We start from the raw sequence: 18,929 nt of genomic DNA, 5'->3' as shown, positions 1-18,929 counted from the left end.
CTCGCGGCCTTGCTCAGAGACCCGTCGCGACGTCGATCGACTGGCCATCGGCCAGCGTCACAACCGCCTTCTTGACGTCGCTCTGGCGGCCAACCGTGCCACGGAAGCGCTTGATCTTGCCCTTGCGGACAAGCGTGTTCACGGCCATCACCTTGACGCCGAACAGCGCTTCGACGGCGGCCTTGATTTCCGGCTTCGACGCCTTCTTGGCGACGTTGAAGACGACCTTGTTCTGCTCGGAGGCCATGGTCGACTTTTCGGTGATCGCCGGCGAGACGATCACGTCGTAATGACGAAGGTCGGTCATTTAAAACGCTCCTCGAGAGCCTCGACGGCGGCCTTCGAAAGGACCAGCGTGCCGCGGCGCAGAATGTCGTAGACGTTGATGCCCTGGATGGGCAGCACGTCGATGTTGGGGATGTTCGTCGCCGCCAGCTTGAAGTTCTTGTCAAGCTCGGCGCCGCCGATCAGCAAAGCATTGGTCAGGCCCAGCGTCGCGAAATTCGCGATCAGCGCCTTCGTCTTGGCCTCGGTCAGCTTCAGCTCGTCGATGATGATGATCGACGCGCTCTTGGCCTTGGCCGAGAGAGCATGCTTGAGGCCGAGAGCGCGAACCTTCTTCGGCAGTTCGTGCTCGTGGCTGCGAACGACCGGGCCGTGGGCCTTGCCGCCGCCGCGGAACTGCGGAGCGCGTGCCGAATGGTGACGGGCGCGGCCCGTACCCTTCTGCTTGTACATCTTGGCGCCGGTGCGCGCGATCTCGGCGCGACCCTTGGTCTTGTGCGTGCCCTGCTGCTTCTTGGCAAGCTGCCAGCGCACGACGCGCTGCAGGATGTCTTCGCGCGGATCAAGGCCGAAAATCTCGTCGGAGAGTTCCACCTTGCCGGCGTCCTTGCCGCCCAGCGTTGTGATCTTGAGATCCATTATTCCGCTCCCTCTGTGGCCGGAGCCTCGTTCTTGGCGCCACTTTCGGCAGCAACGGCGCGGATCGCGGCAGGCTTCGGCGCATTGGCCGGCAGTGCCACCTTGGCCGCATCGCGGACCAGGATCCAGGCGCCCTTCGATCCGGGAACCGCACCGCGGATCAGGATCAGGCCGCGGTCGGCGTCGGTCGATACGATCTCGACATTCTGCGTGGTGACGCGGGTGTCGCCCATGTGGCCAGCCATATGCTTGCCCTTGAACACCTTGCCCGGGTCCTGGCGCTGGCCGGTCGAACCGTGCGTACGGTGCGAAACCGAGTTACCGTGCGTTGCACGGCCACCGCCCATGTGGTGGCGCTTGATGACGCCCTGAAAGCCCTTGCCGATCGTCGTGCCCGTCACATCGACCTTCTGGCCGGCGACGAAGTGCTCGACGGTGATCTCGGCGCCGACATCGATCATGTTGTCGGCGGAGACGCGGAACTCGGCGACCTTCGCCTTCGGCTCGACGGAAGCGGTCGCGAAATGGCCGCGCATCGCCTTCGACGTGTTCTTCACCTTGGCAAGGCCAACGCCGAGCTGAACGGCGGTGTAGCCATTCTTCTCTTGCGTGCGCTGGGCCACGACCTGGCAGTTCTCCATCAGGAGAACGGTGACGGGAACATGTTCCCCGGCATCGTTATAGATGCGGGTCATTCCCACCTTCTTTGCAATCACACCTGAACGCATCGGTTCAATTCCTTTAGAGTTCCGGGCCAGGGGCACCGCCCCTTACCGCGCTCTCATTCCCTTAGAGCTTGATCTCGACGTCGACGCCGGCGGCCAGATCGAGCTTCATCAAAGCATCGACCGTTTGCGGGGTCGGATCGACGATGTCGAGCAGACGCTTGTGCGTGCGCATCTCGAACTGCTCGCGGCTCTTCTTGTCGACGTGAGGCGACCGGTTGACCGTGAACTTTTCGATCCGCGTCGGCAGCGGAATGGGGCCGCGGACGTTTGCACCGGTACGCTTGGCCGTCGACACGATTTCCTTCGTCGAGGCGTCGAGCACGCGGTGGTCAAACGCCTTAAGGCGGATGCGGATATTCTGTCCGTTCATGCGTCACTTCCTTGTTCTGGCGCGGCGCGGGCAACTCCCGCGCCCGCGACAGATCGGTTTAAGTCCAAATTACTCTTTGATGGTGACGACGATGCCGGCACCGACGGTGCGGCCGCCTTCACGGATAGCGAAGCGCAGCTTCTCTTCCATGGCGATCGGCACGATCAGCTCGACATCGACCGTGATGTTGTCGCCCGGCATCACCATCTCGGTGCCTTCCGGCAGCGACACGATGCCGGTCACGTCGGTCGTGCGGAAGTAGAACTGCGGACGGTAGTTGGTGAAGAACGGCGTGTGACGGCCACCTTCGTCCTTGGTCAGGATGTAGGCTTCGGCCACGAACTTCTTGTGCGGCTTCACCGTGCCCGGCTTGGCCAGAACCTGGCCGCGCTCGACACCTTCACGATCAACGCCGCGCAGCAGCGCGCCGATGTTGTCGCCAGCCTGGCCCTGATCGAGCAGCTTGCGGAACATTTCCACGCCCGTGCAGGTCGTCTTGGTCGTCGGACGGATGCCGATGATCTCGAGTTCCTCGCCGACCTTGACCACGCCGCGCTCGACGCGGCCGGTCACCACCGTGCCGCGGCCCGAGATCGAGAACACGTCTTCGATCGGCATCAGGAACGGCTTGTCGAGCGGACGGACCGGCGTCGGGATGTAGGCATCGACCGCAGCCATCAGCTCGCGGATCGCGTCTTCACCGATCTTCTTGTCCGAGTCTTCGAGAGCAGCCAGAGCCGAACCCTTGACGATCGGAATGTCGTCGCCGGGGAATTCGTTCTTGGTCAGAAGCTCGCGAACCTCGAGCTCGACCAGTTCGAGCAGCTCGGCGTCGTCGACCTGGTCGACCTTGTTCAGGAACACCACGATCGACGGCACGCCGACCTGACGGGCCAGCAGGATGTGCTCGCGGGTCTGCGGCATCGGGCCGTCGGCAGCCGACACGACCAGGATCGCGCCGTCCATCTGCGCGGCGCCGGTGATCATGTTCTTCACATAATCGGCGTGGCCGGGGCAGTCGACGTGAGCGTAGTGGCGGTTGGCCGTCTCGTATTCGACGTGAGCCGTCGAGATCGTGATGCCGCGCGCCTTTTCTTCAGGGGCAGCGTCGATCTGGTCGTAGCGCTTGTATTCGCCAAAATACTTGGTGATCGCCGCCGTCAGCGACGTCTTGCCATGGTCGACGTGGCCAATCGTGCCGATGTTCACGTGAGGCTTGTTACGCTCGAATTTACCTTTGGCCATAATCGTTCTCCGTCTATTCTACCCGCTTGGGGGAAATTGTTATTCGCTCTTCAGATCCGGCACCGCGCAAGGGACGCGACGTCGGTGGCTAAGGAACCCTTACGCGTATTTCTTCTGGACTTCCTGGGCCACTGCGGTCGGAACCGGCTCGTAGTGATCGAACTGCATCGTGTAGGCCGCACGGCCCTGGCTCATCGAGCGCAGGTTGTCGACATACTTGAACATGTTGGCGAGCGGCACCATCGCGTTGATGACCACGGCGACACCACGTGCTTCCTGACCCTGGATCTGGCCACGACGACCGTTCAGATCGCCGATGACGCTGCCGACGTAGTCTTCCGGCGTCACGACTTCGACCTTCATGATCGGCTCGAGCAGCTGCACGCCAAGCTTGGGTGCTGCTTCACGGAAGCAGGCGCGGCCGGCGATTTCGAAGGCCAGAACGCTGGAGTCGACATCGTGGTAAGCGCCGTCGATGAGGGTCGCCTTGACGCCGATCATCGGGAAGCCCGCGAACGGACCCGAGGTCATGACGCTGTTGATGCCCTTTTCGACACCAGGGATGTATTCCTTCGGCACGGCGCCGCCGACGATCTTGGTATCGAACTCGAACTCGCTGCTGTCCGGGTTCGGCTCGAAGAGGATCTTGACGCGAGCGAACTGACCGGTACCGCCAGTCTGCTTCTTGTGCGTGTAGTCCTGCTCGTGCTTGCGGGTGATCGTCTCGCGATAGGCCACCTGCGGTGCGCCGACATTGGCCTCAACCTTGAACTCGCGACGCATGCGGTCGACGATGATGTCGAGGTGGAGTTCGCCCATGCCGGAAATGATGGTCTGGCCACTTTCCTCGTCGGTCTTGACGCGGAAGGACGGATCCTCGGCGGCCAGGCGGTGAAGGGCGAGGCCCATCTTTTCCTGGTCGTTCTTGGTCTTCGGCTCGATGGCGATCTGGATGACCGGATCGGGGAATTCCATGCGCTCGAGAATGACCGGATGCAGCGGATCGCTCAGCGTGTCGCCGGTGGTCGTATCCTTGAGACCGGCAAGAGCAACGATGTCGCCGGCAAATGCCTCTTCGACGTCGGCGCGCGAGTTCGCATGCATCTGCAGCATGCGGCCGATGCGCTCTTTCTTGCCCTTCACGGTGTTGTCGACCGAGATGCCCTTGGTGAGCCTGCCCGAATAGATGCGCGCAAAGGTCAGCGAACCGACGAACGGGTCGTTCATGATCTTGAAGGCGAGCATCGACAGCGGCTCGTTGTCGTCGGCATGACGCTCGATCTCGGCGTCGGTCTTGGCATCGACGCCCTTGATGGCGGGAACATCGGCCGGCGACGGCAGATATTCGACGACGGCGTCGAGCAGCGGCTGCACGCCCTTGTTCTTGAAGGCCGAGCCACAGAACATCGGGTAGAACTTGACCGCGATGGTGCCCTTGCGGATCAGCGCGCGAATCTCGTCATTCGACGGCATCTTGCCTTCGAGGTAATTCTCAAGCGCCGTCTCGTCCATTTCGACGGCAGCCTCGATCATCTTCTCGCGGTATTCTTCGGCACGAGCCTTGAGGTCGTCCGGGATCTCGACGATATCCCAGGCAGCGCCCAGCGTCTCGTCGCGCCAGACCAGCGCGTTCATCTCGACGAGGTCGACAACGCCCTTGAACTCGGTCTCGGCACCAATCGGCAGCTGCATGACAACAGCATGCGCACCGAGGCGCGAGCCGATCATCTCGACCGAGCGATAGAAGTCGGCGCCGATCTTGTCCATCTTGTTGCAGAAGATCATGCGCGGAACGCGATACTTGTCGGCCTGGCGCCAGACGGTCTCGGTCTGCGGCTCAACACCGGCATTGGCATCGAGCAGTGCGATGGCGCCGTCGAGCACGCGCAGCGAACGCTCGACTTCGATGGTGAAGTCGACGTGGCCGGGGGTGTCGATGATGTTGAAGCGGTGCATCTTGCCGTCACGAGCCTTCCAGAAGGTCGTGGTCGCGGCGGACGTGATGGTGATGCCGCGCTCCTGCTCCTGCTCCATCCAATCCATGGTGGCAGCGCCGTCGTGGACTTCGCCGATCTTGTGCGACTTGCCCGTGTAGTAGAGGACGCGCTCGGTGGTCGTCGTCTTACCGGCGTCAATATGCGCCATGATACCGAAATTGCGGTAGTCTTCGATTTTGTATTCGCGGGCCATCGTAGCTGCCTCTCAGTCTCGTTCGCGCTTTACCAGCGGTAGTGCGCGAAAGCGCGGTTGGCTTCAGCCATCTTGTGGGTGTCTTCACGCTTCTTGACAGCGGTGCCGCGGTTGTTGGCCGCGTCCATCAGCTCGCCGGAGAGGCGGTCGACCATCGTGGTCTCGTTGCGGTTGCGGGCCGCAGCAATCAGCCAGCGAATGGCCAATGCCTGGCGGCGCTCGGGGCGCACGTCGACCGGAACCTGGTAGGTGGCGCCGCCGACACGGCGCGAACGCACTTCCACATGCGGCGCGACATTGTCGAGCGCCTGATGGAAGACGGTGACCGGCTCCTGCTTGGTCTTCGACTGAACCTGGTCGAGCGCGCCGTAGACGATGGTCTCGGCGACCGACTTCTTACCGTCATACATGACGGCGTTCATGAACTTGGTGACGATCAGATCGCCGAACTTCGGGTCCGGATTGATCTCACGCTTTTCTGCACTGTGACGACGCGACATGGCTTTTGTCTCTCAATCTCATAGCCCGACGCACTCAAGGAGCGCCAAGGCCGGAAAATCTTATTTCGGACGCCCCTTACTTCGGGCGCTTGGCGCCGTACTTCGAACGGCGCTGCTTGCGGTTCTTCACACCCTGCGTGTCGAGCACGCCGCGGATGATGTGGTAGCGAACGCCCGGAAGATCCTTGACGCGGCCGCCGCGGATCATCACCACGGAGTGCTCCTGAAGGTTGTGGCCTTCGCCGGGGATGTACCCGATCACTTCAAAACCATTGGTCAGGCGGATCTTGGCCACCTTGCGCAGCGCCGAGTTCGGCTTCTTCGGCGTCGTTGTATAGACGCGCGTGCAGACGCCCCGCTTCTGCGGGTTCTGCTGCATGGCCGGGACCTTGTTGCGCTTCACCGGCGCAATGCGCGGCTTGCGGATCAGCTGGTTGACGGTAGGCATTAAACCCTCTTGTCTCTCAATTCCGTGTCTCGCCCGGTCAGGGCCGCTCAAAGCGTCATTTCCATACGCAAATTCGGGCCATAAACCGCGCCTCGCGGTCTTGCCCGAACAAAAGGCAGAGGAAGCGGAAGCCGCTTCGTGCACGCCGGAAATGTCTTTTCGCTCGTAAAACGAACCCTGTTTGAGGCAAACTCCAAAGCGTGTCGCTTCGGAAGGGAGAGCCTCACATCGGTTCTGACTGGGCGGCTTCTACCCGTAAGACCGCGGACCGTCAAGCCCGGAGCACCAAATATTGCGCGCCGACCAAGGCTTGGCAGCCATACGAAAACCGCATGTAATTTTCTTTCGCATTTTTGCAAGAGCGAGGAAGAAAGTGACAAGCCTTCAGGCAAAGTGAATGGGTTTGCGCTGTTGCGCGGCCTTGCTTCATGCGAAAAGGCCGCATGAGCAGTCAAAACCCCCTCGCCCGCCCACCCGCTGCCAAGAGGAATCGGCCCGTGAACGACAACGAAGAACGCCCGGTCACCATCATCACCGGCCGGGTGTGGAAGAAAAAAGGCGGCAAACCGGAAGGCGTCCACGTCATGCTGGTTGCGCCCGACGACGATTCGGCGGTGCGCCGGGCGCTCGAATCGCTTGCCGCCGAAGGTTACGCCGAGGCCGAGCTCGACCAGATCGGCGACATGGACGGCATCCCCGACGAAGAGCCGCATATTTCCGCCTTCCAGGGCGCGCTCGAAGGCGAAGTGTCGATCGTTACCTTCGACGTGCCGATCTGACCCCGGTCCAGCTTTCGAATCGACTGCCGAACCGAATCGGCGACGAGGCCTTCCCAGCCGACAAATGTGCTGCCGCTAAGGGAAGGCTGAGCTTGGCTGCTCGGCTTCGGCTTGCCCGAGGCAAGTGTTCTGATAAGAAGCCATCACCATCATCAAACAGACGGAGCGGCCGTGTCCCAGCCCATCAAGATAGGCATCGTCGGCGTCGGCAAGATCGTCCGCGACCAGCACCTGCCGGCCCTGGCGAAAGACCAGGACTATCGCCTCGTCGCGGCCGCCAGCCGTCACGGCAAGGTGGATGACATCCCGAATTTCCCCACCATCGAAGCCATGCTCGACGCCGTAGCCGAGCTCGAGGCCGTCTCGCTCTGCATGCCGCCGCAATTCCGCTACGACGCGGCGCGGACGGCGCTGACGGCAAAGAAGCATGTCTTCCTGGAGAAGCCGCCGGGCGCTACTGTCAGCGAGGTCGAAGACCTCAAGACATTGGCTGCGCACAACGGCGTCTCGCTGTTTGCCAGCTGGCACTCGCGCTATGCGCCGGCCGTCGAGGCCGCACGTGCTTTTCTAAGTTCAGCCCGCATCCGCTCGGCCGCCATCAACTGGAAAGAGGATGTGCGCCGCTGGCACCCGAACCAGGAATGGATCTGGGCTCCCGGCGGTTTCGGCGTCTTCGATCCCGGCATCAACGCGCTGTCGATTGCCACCTATATCCTGCCGGCCATGTTCATCACCTCGGCGGTGCTCGACTTTCCCGAAAACCGCGCCTCCCCGGTTGCCGCGCGCGTCACCTTCCGCACCTCGAATGGCCTGCCGGTGACGATGGACCTCGACTGGCTGCAGACAGGCCCGCAAAGCTGGGACATCCTGGCCGACACCGACAAGGGCGCCATGGTGCTGTCGGGCGGCGGCTCGAAGCTCGCCATCGACGGCAAGGTCATTCACGAAGAGCCGGAAGCGGAATATCCGATGCTCTACAAGCGCTTCGCCGAGATCGTGCGCGCCGGCGTTTCCGATGTCGATCTGGCCCCGCTCCAGCATGTCGCTGACGCCTTCATGCTCGGCAAGCGCAACGTAGTCGAGGCGTTTTTCGATTGAGCTCTGGAACCGCACTCGCTGATCGCGCGCGGGGGTCGCAGGTTGGGAATAGTCGCGCGACAGGATTGTCGCGCGACTGAGAACCAGCGGATCGCCAGGCTCAATTCCTGGTCCTGCAACCGGCACGCTTGACCATGTCGGCAATGATCAGTGGCGTCGCCGGTGTCTGAGACCAGTTACCCTGACGAGGGGCGCCCGCTTCAAGGGCGGCGCGCACCGCTCGTGTATCCAGGCTGAAAGATCTCTTGCAGGAAACGAGGCCGCCATTGCCGATCGTGTCGGCGATCACGCCGGCGGCTTCGCCAACCCCGGCGACATAGGCGACCAGCGTTTGCCTGGCGACCGGGCTCGTGTCGGCCTTGTCGAGCATTTCCATCACCTGCCCCACCGATATCCGGCCTGTCGCTGTCGACGGGAGGGCGATGGCAGCAAAAGGCGTTATGGACGCGGCGACAATCGCGATGGCTGCCACGGCAATCCGGCGTTTGAACGAAGGCATAGGTTTCTCCTGTGATGAGGAATTGACAAGAATCATCATTGCGCATAAATAAATTATTGTAAAACAATAATTCATTATTATGGAATGATAACGGCGATGATTGAACCTGTCATCACGGCTGTCCCCGCCGATCCTGCCCGCCAGCTTAGATTGAGACGCATCCGACTTTTCAGCCTAGTGCTGGCGAGGTGTTTTGTCGTCCTCGCCATATTGCTGACCATCGGTCTGCTGTTCTACTGGCTCAGCGTCTCCGCCAGTTCGATCGCGGCCGATGCGCAAATCCCACAGGAATGGCTGAGCGAGCTTGGCCTCGGTCGAAGACTGGTCGGGTTCGCGATCTCGTTCGTGCCGCTTGCCTGCCTCGTCTTCGCGCTCATGGCCGCAAGGCGCTGCTTCGGCGCTTTCGCGTCCGGCAACTTCTTCGGACAGGGCGCCATCAGCAATTTGCGATACTTTGGCCTCGGCCTGCTGGCATCCGCCTTGCTGAAACCGGTTTCGGCGGCGGCATTGTCCGTTCTGCTCAGCTGGGACGCGCCTGCCGGCCAGCACCGGCTGACGCTCGGTCTCGACAGCGACACGATGCTGACCTTGCTGGCAGCTTGCATCGTCGCTGTCATCACCTGGGTCATGGCCGAGGCATCGGCACTCGCCGAAGAAAACGCGCAATTCATCTGATGAGGATCAGCTCATGCCCATAAGGGTCAGGCTCAATGTCGTCCTCGCCGTACGAAACGTGAAGTCAAAGGACCTGGCCGAATATGTCGGCATCACCGAGGCCAATCTTTCTCTTTTGAAGCAGGGAAAGGTCAAGGGTATCCGGTTCGACACGCTGGAGCGCATCTGCGACTATCTCGACTGTCAGCCGGGCGATCTGCTTCGCTTCGAGAGGGTGTCCGAATAGCACAAAGAAATAGGCCGCCGGGTTGCCCCGACGGCCTTATTGCCTGAGATCGTTGCCGTCCGCGCTTACTGCGCGGCGGTGGTCATGTCGGCCAGCATCGGCTCGGCGACTTCCGCACCCGAGGCCTTGCGGCGCTCGTCGATGATCAGTTCGTCGCGCGAGGTGGCGATGCGCCGGATCTGGCTCATCGTGCCGCCGGTACCGGCCGGGATCAACCGGCCGACGATGACGTTTTCCTTCAAGCCCTGCAGCATGTCGGTCTTGCCGGCAACGGCAGCTTCCGTCAGCACTCGCGTCGTCTCCTGGAAGGAGGCGGCCGAGATGAAGGACGGCGTCTGCAGCGATGCCTTGGTGATGCCGAGCAGCACCGGCAGGCCTTCGGCTGGCTTCTTGCCGTCCTCGACCAGACGCTCGTTGACCTCTTCCAGTTCGATCACGTCGACATGATCGCCCGGGATGTAGGTCGAGTCGCCCTGCACCGTGATCTCGACCTTCTGCAGCATCTGGCGAACGATCACCTCGATGTGCTTGTCGTTGATCGACACGCCCTGCAGACGGTAGACTTCCTGGATCTCGTTGACGAGGTAGGAAGCAAGTGCCTCCACGCCCTTGATCGCCAGGATGTCGTGCGGCGCCGGGTTGCCGTCGAGGATGTAGTCGCCCTTCTCGATGACATCGCCGTCCTGGAGATGGAACGGCTTGCCCTTCGGGATCAGGTATTCGACCGGCTCAAGCGTCGAGTCATGCGGCTCGATGATGATGCGACGCTTGTTCTTGTAGTCGCGGCCGAAGCGGATCGTGCCGTCGATCTCGGCGATGATGGCGTGATCCTTCGGACGACGTGCCTCGAACAGCTCGGCAACACGCGGCAGACCGCCGGTGATGTCCTTGGTCTTGGCGCTTTCCATCGGAATACGCGCCAAAACGTCGCCGGGGCGAACCTGCGAACCCGGCTCGACCGAAAGAATGGCCTCGACCGAGAGCAGGAAGCGGGCGTCGCCGCCCTTGGACAGCTTGCCGACCTTGCCCTTGGCGTCCTGGATCGCAATCGCCGGCTTCAGGTCGTTGCCACGTGGCGTCGAGCGCCAGTCGATGACCTCACGCTTGGTGATGCCGGTCGACTCGTCGGCCGTTTCCTGAACGGAAATGCCGTCGACCAGATCCTCGTACGACACCCTGCCCTCGATTTCGGTGAGGACCGGACGCGTGTAGGGATCCCACTCGGCGATACGCTGGCCGCGCTTCACCTTGTCACCATCGTCCACGAAGATGCGCGAACCATAGGTGAGACGGTGCGAGGCGCGCTCCTTGCCGGCTTCGTCGAGGATCAGCACCGCCATGTTGCGGCCCATGACCATCTGCTGGCCGTCGGAGTTGCGCACCACGTTGCGGTTGCGGATCTCGACCTTGCCCTCATACGAGGCTTCAAGGAACGAGCTGTCCACCACCTGCGCGGTACCGCCCATGTGGAAGGTACGCATGGTGAGCTGGGTGCCCGGCTCGCCGATCGACTGCGCCGCGATGACGCCGACGGCTTCGCCCTGGTTGACCGGGGTGCCGCGGGCCAGATCGCGACCGTAGCAGACCGCGCAGACGCCAACCCTGACTTCGCAAGTCAGTGCCGAGCGGATGCGGACCGACTGGACGCCGGCCTTTTCGATCTGTTCCACGTCACGCTCGTCCATCAGCGTTCCGGCCTTGACCAGGATCTCGCCCGACACCGGATGGGTGATGTCGTCGAGCGACGTACGGCCCAGCACGCGCTGGCCGACCGAAGCAACGACCTGACCGGCATCGACGATCGGCTGCATGGTGAGGCCCTTGTCGGTGCCGCAGTCGACGGAGTTGACGATGCAGTCCTGCGCCACGTCGACTAGACGACGGGTGAGGTAACCCGAGTTCGCCGTCTTCAAGGCGGTGTCGGCCAGACCCTTGCGGGCGCCGTGGGTCGAGTTGAAGTACTCGAGCACGGTGAGGCCTTCCTTGAAGTTCGAGATGATCGGCGTCTCGATGATTTCACCCGACGGCTTGGCCATAAGGCCGCGCATGCCGGCAAGCTGACGCATCTGGGTGGGCGAGCCACGCGCACCGGAGTGCGACATCATGTAGATCGAATTCATCGGCTTCTGACGGCCATTGTCCTCGAACTCGACCGCCTTGATGCGGGCCATCATCTCGTCGGCGACCTTTTCCGAGCACTTGGCCCAGGCGTCGACGACCTTGTTGTACTTCTCGCCCTGCGTGATCAGACCGTCATTGTACTGCTGCTCGTATTCCTTGGCCAAAGCCTCGGTGTCGGAGACCAGCTTGATCTTGGCATCCGGGATCAGCATGTCGTCCTTGCCGAACGAAATGCCGGCACGGCAGGCATGGCTGAAGCCGAGCGCCATGATGCGATCGCAGAAAATGACCGTCTCCTTCTGACCGCAATGGCGGTAGACGGTGTCGATCATCTTGGAGATGTTCTTCTTGGTCATCTCCTGGTTGGCGGTCTCGTAAGGCACGTTGACGTTCTTCGGCAGAAGCTCGCCGATGATCATGCGGCCAGGCGTGGTGTCATGGATCTTCGACACGACCTTGCCTTCGGCGTCGACCGTGCGGAAACGACCCTTGATCTTGGAGTGCAGCGTCACCGCCTTGGTCTCGAGCGCGTGCTGGAGTTCGCCCATGTCGGCAAACACCATGCCCTCGCCCGGCTCGTTCTGGTTGACGATCGAGAGATAGTAGAGACCCAGAACCATGTCCTGCGACGGCACGATGATCGGCGCGCCGGAAGCCGGGTGCAGGATGTTGTTGGTCGACATCATCAGCACGCGGGCTTCAAGCTGCGCTTCCAGCGACAGCGGCACGTGAACGGCCATCTGGTCGCCGTCGAAGTCGGCGTTGAAGGCCGTGCAGACCAGCGGGTGCAGCTGGATCGCCTTGCCTTCGATCAGGATCGGCTCGAACGCCTGGATGCCGAGACGGTGCAGCGTCGGCGCACGGTTCAGCAGCACCGGATGCTCGCGGATGACCTCGTCGAGGATATCCCAGACTTCCGGACGCTCCTTTTCGACCAGCTTCTTCGCCTGCTTGACGGTCGAGGAGTAACCCTTGGCGTCGAGACGGGCGTAGATGAAGGGCTTGAACAGTTCGAGCGCCATCTTCTTGGGCAGGCCGCACTGGTGCAGCTTGAGCTCCGGACCGGTCACGATGACCGAGCGGCCGGAATAGTCGACGCGCTTGCCGAGCAGGTTCTGACGGAACCGGCCCTGCTTGCCCTTGAGCATGTCGGACAGCGACTTCAGCGGGCGCTTGTTGGCGCCGGTGATGACGCGGCCGCGGCGGCCGTTGTCGAACAGCGCATCGACGGCTTCCTGCAGCATGCGCTTTTCATTGCGCACGATGATGCCGGGGGCGCGCAGCTCGATCAGCCGCTTCAGGCGGTTGTTGCGGTTGATGACGCGGCGATAGAGATCGTTCAGATCCGACGTGGCGAAACGGCCGCCGTCCAGCGGGACGAGCGGACGCAGGTCCGGCGGGATCACCGGAACCACCTTCATGATCATCCATTCCGGACGATTGCCGGATTCCATGAAGTTCTCGACGACCTTGAGCCGCTTCAGATACTTCTTCTGCTTCAGCTCGGAGGTGGTCGACGCCAGTTCCGAACGCAGGTCGCCGGCGATCTTCTCCAGGTCCATGCCGGCCAGGAGGTCATGAATGGCCTCGGCGCCGATCATGGCGGTGAACGAATCCTCGCCATACTCGTCGACGGCGATCATGTACTCTTCCTCGCTGAGCAGCTGGTGCTCCTTCAGCGCGGTGAGGCCAGGTTCGGTGACGATGTAGTTCTCGAAGTAGAGGACGCGCTCGATGTCCTTCAGGGTCATGTCGAGCAGCGTGCCGATGCGCGACGGCAGCGACTTCAGGAACCAGATATGGGCGACCGGTGCCGCCAGCTCGATATGGCCCATGCGCTCGCGGCGAACGCGCGACAGCGTGACTTCGACGCCGCACTTCTCGCAGATGACGCCCTTGTACTTCATGCGCTTGTACTTGCCGCACAGGCACTCATAGTCCTTGATCGGGCCAAAAATGCGCGCGCAGAACAGACCGTCACGCTCCGGCTTGAAGGTGCGGTAGTTGATGGTCTCCGGCTTCTTGATCTCGCCGAAAGACCAGGACAGAATCTTCTCAGGGCTGGCAAGCGATATCCGGATGGAATCGAACACCTGCGCAGGCGCCTGCGGATTGAAGAGATTCATGACCTCTTGGTTCATGCCGTTCTCCTTTTCGGGATCCTCGAAGATCCCTTGCATCTAGTCGCGAGCCAAACGCCCGCCGTCTTTGTCGGCCACTGGCCGTCGAATTCTTCCTGGTTGAGCATGATCCTGTCCGAAAACCGGTAGCCACTTTTCGGGATCATGCTCGAGGCGCGCCGCGGACAGCCGTGGCGCGCCATTGCCTTACTCGGCCGCGTCGGGCAGCCGGACAGGGTTGTCGTCGAGCTTGGTGTTCTCCAGCTCGACGTTGAGGCCGAGAGACCGCATTTCCTTGACGAGAACGTTGAAGCTCTCCGGGATGCCGGCCTCGAAGGTGTCGTCGCCACGCACGATCGCCTCGTAGACCTTGGTACGGCCGGCGACGTCGTCGGACTTCACCGTCAGCATTTCCTGCAGCGTGTAGGCGGCGCCGTACGCTTCCAGCGCCCAGACCTCCATCTCGCCGAAGCGCTGGCCACCGAACTGCGCCTTGCCGCCCAGCGGCTGCTGGGTGACGAGCGAGTACGGACCGATCGAACGCGCGTGGATCTTGTCGTCCACGAGATGGTGAAGCTTGAGCATGTAGATGTAGCCCATCGTCACCTTGCGATCGAACGGCTCGCCCGTGCGTCCGTCATAGAGCTGCGACTGACCGCTGGTGTGCAGGCCCGCCTGCTCCAGCATGATGTTGATATCAGCCTCATGCGCGCCGTCGAACACCGGGGTCGCGATCGAGACGCCGCGGCGCATCTGCTCGCTGAGGCGAACAATGCTCTCGTCGTCATATTCGCGAACCGGCTCGTTGCGGTCGTTGGCCGGGATGAAGCTCTCGAGCGTCTTGCGCAGCGGCTTGATGTCGCCGGCTGCCTTATACGTGTCGATCAGCTCGCCGATCTTCCTGCCCATGCCAGCGCAAGCCCAGCCCAGATGCGTTTCCAGGATCTGGCCGACATTCATGCGGCTCGGCACACCCAGCGGGTTGAGCACGATATCGGCATGCGTGCCGTCCTCGAGGAAAGGCATGTCCTCGACCGGAACGATCCGCGACACGACACCCTTGTTGCCGTGACGGCCGGCCATCTTGTCGCCGGGCTGCATCTTGCGCTTCACGGCCACGAAGACCTTGACCATCTTCATGACGCCCGGAGGCATTTCGTCGCCGCGCTGGACCTTCTCGACCTTGTCCATGAAACGCTGTTCAAGCGCCTTCTTGGAATCGTCATACTGGCCACGCAGCGCTTCCAGCTCGCTCTGGAGCTTTTCGTTCTCCACGGCAAACTGCCACCACTGCGAACGCGGATACTCGTCGAGCGTATCCTTGGACAGCGTCGAGCCCTTCTTGAAGCCCTTCGGTCCAGCGATCGCTTCCTTGCCGACGAGCACGTCGGAAAGACGCGCGTAGACATTACGGTCCAGAATGGCCTGCTCGTCGTCGCGGTCCTTGGCGAGGCGTTCGATCTCCTCGCGCTCGATCGCCATGGCGCGCTCGTCCTTCTCCACACCGTGGCGATTGAAGACGCGCACCTCGACGACGGTGCCGAAAGTGCCAGGAGGCATGCGCATCGAGGTGTCGCGCACATCGGATGCCTTTTCGCCGAAGATGGCGCGCAAAAGCTTCTCTTCCGGCGTCATCGGGCTTTCGCCCTTCGGCGTGATCTTGCCGACCAGGATGTCGCCCGGCTGAACTTCCGCACCGATGTAGACGATGCCGGCTTCGTCGAGGTTCTTCAGCGCTTCTTCCGAGACGTTCGGGATATCGCGCGTGATTTCCTCCGGTCCAAGCTTGGTATCGCGCGCCATGACCTCGAACTCCTCGATATGGATCGAGGTGAAGACGTCGTCGGCGACGATGCGTTCGGACAGGAGGATCGAGTCCTCGTAGTTGTAGCCGTTCCACGGCATGAACGCGACCAGCACGTTGCGGCCGAGCGCCAGATCACCGAGCTCGGTCGACGGACCGTCGGCGATGATGTCGCCCTTGTTGACCCGGTCGCCCATGCGAACCAGCGGGCGCTGGTTGATGCAGGTGTTCTGGTTCGAACGCTGGAACTTCATCAACCGGTAGATGTCGACGCCGGACTTGCCCGGATCGAGATCTTCGGTGGCGCGGATAACGATACGCGTCGCGTCCACCTGGTCGACGATGCCGCCGCGGCGGGCGCCGATGGCGGCGCCCGAGTCACGGGCGACGATCGGCTCCATGCCGGTGCCGACGAACGGCGCCTCGGCGCGCACCAGCGGCACGGCCTGACGCTGCATGTTCGAACCCATCAGAGCGCGGTTGGCGTCGTCGTTTTCCAGGAACGGGATCAGGGCCGCGGCCACCGACACCATTTGCTTGGGCGACACGTCCATCAGATCGACGTTTTCGCGCGGCGCCATCATCACTTCGCCGGCGCTGCGGCAAATGACGAATTCGTCGACGAAACCACCGTTCTTGTCGAGTTCGGCGTTGGCCTGCGCGACGTGGTGCTTGGCCTCTTCCATCGCCGAGAGATAGACGACGTCATTGGTCAGCTTGCCGTCGACGATCTTGCGGTACGGGCTCTCGATGAAGCCGTACTTGTTGACGCGTGCGAAGGTGGCCAGCGAGTTGATCAGACCGATATTCGGGCCTTCCGGCGTCTCGATCGGGCAGATGCGGCCGTAATGCGTCGGGTGCACGTCGCGCACTTCGAAGCCGGCGCGCTCGCGGGTCAGACCGCCCGGTCCAAGCGCCGAGAGGCGGCGCTTGTGGGTGATCTCCGACAGCGGGTTGGTCTGGTCCATGAACTGCGACAGCTGCGAGGAACCGAAGAACTCGCGCACGGCGGCAGCCGCCGGCTTGGCGTTGATCAGGTCCTGCGGCATCACCGTGTCGATCTCGATCGAGGACATACGCTCCTTGATCGCGCGCTCCATGCGCAGCAGGCCGACGCGGTACTGGTTTTCCATCAGCTCGCCGACCGAACGCACGCGGCGGTTGCCGAGATTGTCGATGTCGTCGATCTCGCCCTTGCCGTCGCGCAGTTCAACCAGCGTCCTGACCACGGCCAGGATGTCGTCCTTGCGCAGCACGCGCACGGTGTCCTCGGCCTTGAGCTCGAGGCGCATGTTCATCTTGACGCGGCCGACGGCCGACAGATCGTAACGCTCGCTATCGAAGAACAGCGAGTTGAACATGGCTTCGGCGGTTTCGAGCGTCGGCGGCTCGCCGGGGCGCATGACACGATAGATGTCGAACAGCGCGTCCTGGCGGCTCTCGTTCTTGTCGACGTTGAGCGTGTTGCGGATATAGGCGCCGACATTGACGTGGTCGATGTCGAGAACCTTGATCTCCTCTTCGCCGGTGCCGAGCAGCACCTTCAGCGTCTTCTCGTCGATCTCGTCACCGGCCTCGAGGAAGATCTCGCCGGTGGCGTAGTTGACGATGTCCTCGGCCAGATAGTTGCCGAGCAGGTCCTCGTCGGTCGCCTTGATCGCCTTCAGACCCTTTTCGCCAAGCGCCCGTGCCTGGCGTGCGGTGATCTTCTTGCCAGCCTCGACGACGACTTCGCCGGTATCGGCATCGACCAGGTCGCCGACAGCCTTGAGGCCGCGGAAACGCTCGACGTTGAACGGAATGCGCCAATGGTCGCCGGCACGCTTGTAGGTGATCTTGTTGTAGAAGGTCGACAGGATCTCTTCGCCGTCCATGCCGAGCGCCATCAGCAGCGACGTCACCGGAATCTTGCGGCGGCGATCGATGCGGGCGTGCACGACGTCCTTGGAATCGAACTCGATGTCGAGCCACGAACCGCGATACGGGATGACGCGCGCGGCAAACAGAAGCTTGCCCGACGAGTGCGACTTGCCCTTGTCATGGTCGAAGAAGACGCCCGGCGAACGGTGCATCTGCGAAACGATGACGCGCTCGGTGCCGTTGACGATAAAGGTGCCGTTCAAGGTCATGAGCGGCATGTCGCCCATGTAGACGTCCTGCTCCTTGATGTCCTTGATGGACTTGGCGCCGGTGTCCTCGTCGATATCGAACACGATGAGGCGCAGCGTCACCTTGAGCGGCGCGGCATAGGTGAGGTCGCGCTGACGGCATTCGTCAACGTCGAATTTCGGTCCTTCGAACTCGTACTTCACGAACTCCAGCATGGAGGAGCCGGAAAAATCGGAGATCGGGAAGACCGACTTGAAAACGGCCTGCAGCCCCTCGTCCGGACGCCCACCCTTGGGCTCCGCCACCATCAGGAACTGGTCATAGGATGCCTTCTGAACCTCGATCAGGTTCGGCATCTCCGCAACTTCCGGAATCTTTCCGAAGAACTTGCGTACGCGTCTGCGGCCATTGAAAGTCTGGGTCTGGGCCATCGTCGCTCCTTAGCTCTAAACTCGGGACGAGCCTCGCCGCGGCTCGCCTTGCATACTGGGCCACCTTGGCGGCAACCCTCTGTCTGTTTTCCCGGCGCCTGTCGGCGGCCGGCTAGAACGGGAGAAAACCCGTTTCCTGAAGGCCGGTTTTCGGCCCTCAGGAAAGAGGTTCTCGCAGATCTCGCGTTACGCGCTCTCCCTTCGGGCGAAGGGAGTGGCGGACGGCGCGAGGCCGCCCGCCGCTTTTACGCTTACTTCAGTTCGACCTTGGCGCCGGCTGCTTCCAGCTGGGCCTTGAACTTGTCAGCGTCGGCCTTGGAAACGGCTTCCTTGACCGGCTTCGGAGCCGCTTCAACCAGATCCTTGGCTTCCTTGAGGCCAAGACCGGTGATGGCGCGGACTTCCTTGATGACGTTGATCTTCTGAGCGCCTGCGTCGGTGAGGACGACGTCGAATTCCGTCTTTTCCTCGGCCGGAGCAGCAGCGGCCGCAGCGCCGCCAGCAGCGGCAACCGCCACCGGAGCAGCGGCGGAAACGCCCCACTTTTCTTCCAGAAGCTTCGACAGCTCGGCCGCCTCGAGGACGGTCAGCTTCGAAAGGTCGTCTACGATCTTTGCGAGATCAGCCATTGTTGTGTTCCTTCATAAGGTTCGAACGTGTGT

Annotated in this window: 16 protein-coding genes; 4 read left to right on the top strand and 12 right to left on the bottom strand. The window is 62.1% G+C overall.

The annotated features are described in order from the left end of the window. Nucleotides 1–13: 13 nt before the first annotated feature. From RPF88_RS06450 to rpsL, 8 genes are all read right to left on the bottom strand, one after another. Nucleotides 14–307, bottom strand: a complete 294-nt coding sequence (locus RPF88_RS06450; protein ID WP_013531424.1) for a 50S ribosomal protein L23 — start codon at nucleotides 305–307, stop codon at nucleotides 14–16. Then, nucleotides 304–924 carry a 50S ribosomal protein L4 gene (gene rplD, locus RPF88_RS06445; protein WP_013531423.1) on the bottom strand — a complete coding sequence of 207 codons (621 nt, stop codon included), beginning with the start codon at nucleotides 922–924 and terminating at the stop codon, nucleotides 304–306. The genes RPF88_RS06450 and rplD overlap by 4 nt, the downstream gene beginning before the upstream one ends. Further along, nucleotides 924–1,652, bottom strand: coding sequence for a 50S ribosomal protein L3 (gene rplC / locus RPF88_RS06440; protein WP_013531422.1), 729 nt, complete (start codon nucleotides 1,650–1,652; stop codon nucleotides 924–926). Before rplC ends, rplD begins: the two co-directional genes overlap by 1 nt. A 61-nt stretch (nucleotides 1,653–1,713) precedes the next feature. Beyond that, complete coding sequence (rpsJ, locus tag RPF88_RS06435; RefSeq protein WP_010909272.1) at nucleotides 1,714–2,022, bottom strand: 30S ribosomal protein S10; 309 nt, start codon at nucleotides 2,020–2,022, stop codon at nucleotides 1,714–1,716. Between the two features lie 69 nt (nucleotides 2,023–2,091). Then, entirely contained in the window at nucleotides 2,092–3,267 is a 1,176-nt protein-coding gene (tuf, locus tag RPF88_RS06430) for an elongation factor Tu (RefSeq protein WP_013531404.1), read from the bottom strand. A gap of 99 nt (nucleotides 3,268–3,366) precedes the next feature. Next, the gene (fusA, locus tag RPF88_RS06425; protein WP_013531421.1) at nucleotides 3,367–5,457 is read right to left on the bottom strand and encodes an elongation factor G; all 2,091 of its coding nucleotides are present in this window, start codon (nucleotides 5,455–5,457) and stop codon (nucleotides 3,367–3,369) included. Nucleotides 5,458–5,486: 29 nt separating this feature from the next. Further along, nucleotides 5,487–5,957, bottom strand: coding sequence for a 30S ribosomal protein S7 (gene rpsG, locus RPF88_RS06420; protein ID WP_008875664.1), 471 nt, complete (start codon nucleotides 5,955–5,957; stop codon nucleotides 5,487–5,489). 76 nt (nucleotides 5,958–6,033) lie between these two features. Beyond that, nucleotides 6,034–6,405 carry a 30S ribosomal protein S12 gene (gene rpsL, locus RPF88_RS06415; RefSeq protein ID WP_006333356.1) on the bottom strand — a complete coding sequence of 124 codons (372 nt, stop codon included), beginning with the start codon at nucleotides 6,403–6,405 and terminating at the stop codon, nucleotides 6,034–6,036. A 497-nt stretch (nucleotides 6,406–6,902) separates the two neighbouring features. On the opposite strand from rpsL, the gene RPF88_RS06410 reads away from it, so the two are divergent. Both RPF88_RS06410 and RPF88_RS06405 read left to right on the top strand, forming a co-directional pair. Next, a complete protein-coding gene (locus tag RPF88_RS06410; RefSeq protein WP_013531420.1) occupies nucleotides 6,903–7,184 on the top strand; it encodes a transcriptional regulator in 282 nt (93 codons plus the stop codon). A gap of 171 nt (nucleotides 7,185–7,355) precedes the next feature. Continuing rightward, nucleotides 7,356–8,282, top strand: coding sequence for a Gfo/Idh/MocA family protein (locus tag RPF88_RS06405; protein WP_337121993.1), 927 nt, complete (start codon nucleotides 7,356–7,358; stop codon nucleotides 8,280–8,282). Nucleotides 8,283–8,382: 100 nt separating this feature from the next. On the opposite strand, the gene RPF88_RS06400 is transcribed toward RPF88_RS06405, so the two are convergent. Beyond that, nucleotides 8,383–8,781, bottom strand: a complete 399-nt coding sequence (locus tag RPF88_RS06400; protein ID WP_337121992.1) for a chlorophyllide reductase — start codon at nucleotides 8,779–8,781, stop codon at nucleotides 8,383–8,385. Nucleotides 8,782–8,877: 96 nt separating this feature from the next. Here RPF88_RS06400 and RPF88_RS06395 point away from each other — a divergent pair, with 96 nt between their 5' ends. Both RPF88_RS06395 and RPF88_RS06390 read left to right on the top strand, forming a co-directional pair. Then, nucleotides 8,878–9,456 carry a DUF2975 domain-containing protein gene (locus RPF88_RS06395; protein WP_063168071.1) on the top strand — a complete coding sequence of 193 codons (579 nt, stop codon included), beginning with the start codon at nucleotides 8,878–8,880 and terminating at the stop codon, nucleotides 9,454–9,456. Nucleotides 9,457–9,469: 13 nt separating this feature from the next. Beyond that, complete coding sequence (locus RPF88_RS06390) at nucleotides 9,470–9,682, top strand: helix-turn-helix domain-containing protein (protein ID WP_337121990.1); 213 nt, start codon at nucleotides 9,470–9,472, stop codon at nucleotides 9,680–9,682. A 65-nt stretch (nucleotides 9,683–9,747) separates the two neighbouring features. On the opposite strand, the gene rpoC is transcribed toward RPF88_RS06390, so the two are convergent. From rpoC to rplL, 3 genes are all read right to left on the bottom strand, one after another. Next, the gene (gene rpoC / locus RPF88_RS06385) at nucleotides 9,748–13,944 is read right to left on the bottom strand and encodes a DNA-directed RNA polymerase subunit beta' (protein WP_013531415.1); all 4,197 of its coding nucleotides are present in this window, start codon (nucleotides 13,942–13,944) and stop codon (nucleotides 9,748–9,750) included. A 186-nt stretch (nucleotides 13,945–14,130) separates the two neighbouring features. Continuing rightward, complete coding sequence (gene rpoB, locus RPF88_RS06380) at nucleotides 14,131–18,267, bottom strand: DNA-directed RNA polymerase subunit beta (protein ID WP_337121989.1); 4,137 nt, start codon at nucleotides 18,265–18,267, stop codon at nucleotides 14,131–14,133. A gap of 251 nt (nucleotides 18,268–18,518) precedes the next feature. Further along, nucleotides 18,519–18,896: a 50S ribosomal protein L7/L12 gene (gene rplL, locus RPF88_RS06375; protein ID WP_013531413.1), complete on the bottom strand. Its 378-nt coding sequence runs from the start codon at nucleotides 18,894–18,896 to the stop codon at nucleotides 18,519–18,521. Nucleotides 18,897–18,929 lie beyond the last annotated feature (33 nt).

The organism is Mesorhizobium sp. ISC11 (genome assembly GCF_037162595.1).
Lineage (GTDB): Bacteria > Pseudomonadota > Alphaproteobacteria > Rhizobiales > Rhizobiaceae > Mesorhizobium > Mesorhizobium ciceri.
This window is presented reverse-complemented; position numbering and strand designations above follow the sequence as displayed.

Bases quoted from the DNA above. Each gene is read 5' to 3' on its own strand.
- RPF88_RS06450 (WP_013531424.1), bottom strand. From the start codon at position 307: ATGACCGACCTTCGTCATTACGACGTGATCGTCTCGCCGGCGATCACC.
- rplD (WP_013531423.1), bottom strand. From the start codon at position 924: ATGGATCTCAAGATCACAACGCTGGGCGGCAAGGACGCCGGCAAGGTG.
- rplC (WP_013531422.1), bottom strand. From the start codon at position 1,652: ATGCGTTCAGGTGTGATTGCAAAGAAGGTGGGAATGACCCGCATCTAT.
- rpsJ (WP_010909272.1), bottom strand. From the start codon at position 2,022: ATGAACGGACAGAATATCCGCATCCGCCTTAAGGCGTTTGACCACCGC.
- tuf (WP_013531404.1), bottom strand. From the start codon at position 3,267: ATGGCCAAAGGTAAATTCGAGCGTAACAAGCCTCACGTGAACATCGGC.
- fusA (WP_013531421.1), bottom strand. From the start codon at position 5,457: ATGGCCCGCGAATACAAAATCGAAGACTACCGCAATTTCGGTATCATG.
- rpsG (WP_008875664.1), bottom strand. From the start codon at position 5,957: ATGTCGCGTCGTCACAGTGCAGAAAAGCGTGAGATCAATCCGGACCCG.
- rpsL (WP_006333356.1), bottom strand. From the start codon at position 6,405: ATGCCTACCGTCAACCAGCTGATCCGCAAGCCGCGCATTGCGCCGGTG.
- RPF88_RS06400 (WP_337121992.1), bottom strand. From the start codon at position 8,781: ATGCCTTCGTTCAAACGCCGGATTGCCGTGGCAGCCATCGCGATTGTC.
- RPF88_RS06395 (WP_063168071.1), top strand. From the start codon at position 8,878: ATGATTGAACCTGTCATCACGGCTGTCCCCGCCGATCCTGCCCGCCAG.
- RPF88_RS06390 (WP_337121990.1), top strand. From the start codon at position 9,470: ATGCCCATAAGGGTCAGGCTCAATGTCGTCCTCGCCGTACGAAACGTG.
- rpoC (WP_013531415.1), bottom strand. From the start codon at position 13,944: ATGAACCAAGAGGTCATGAATCTCTTCAATCCGCAGGCGCCTGCGCAG.
- rpoB (WP_337121989.1), bottom strand. From the start codon at position 18,267: ATGGCCCAGACCCAGACTTTCAATGGCCGCAGACGCGTACGCAAGTTC.
- rplL (WP_013531413.1), bottom strand. From the start codon at position 18,896: ATGGCTGATCTCGCAAAGATCGTAGACGACCTTTCGAAGCTGACCGTC.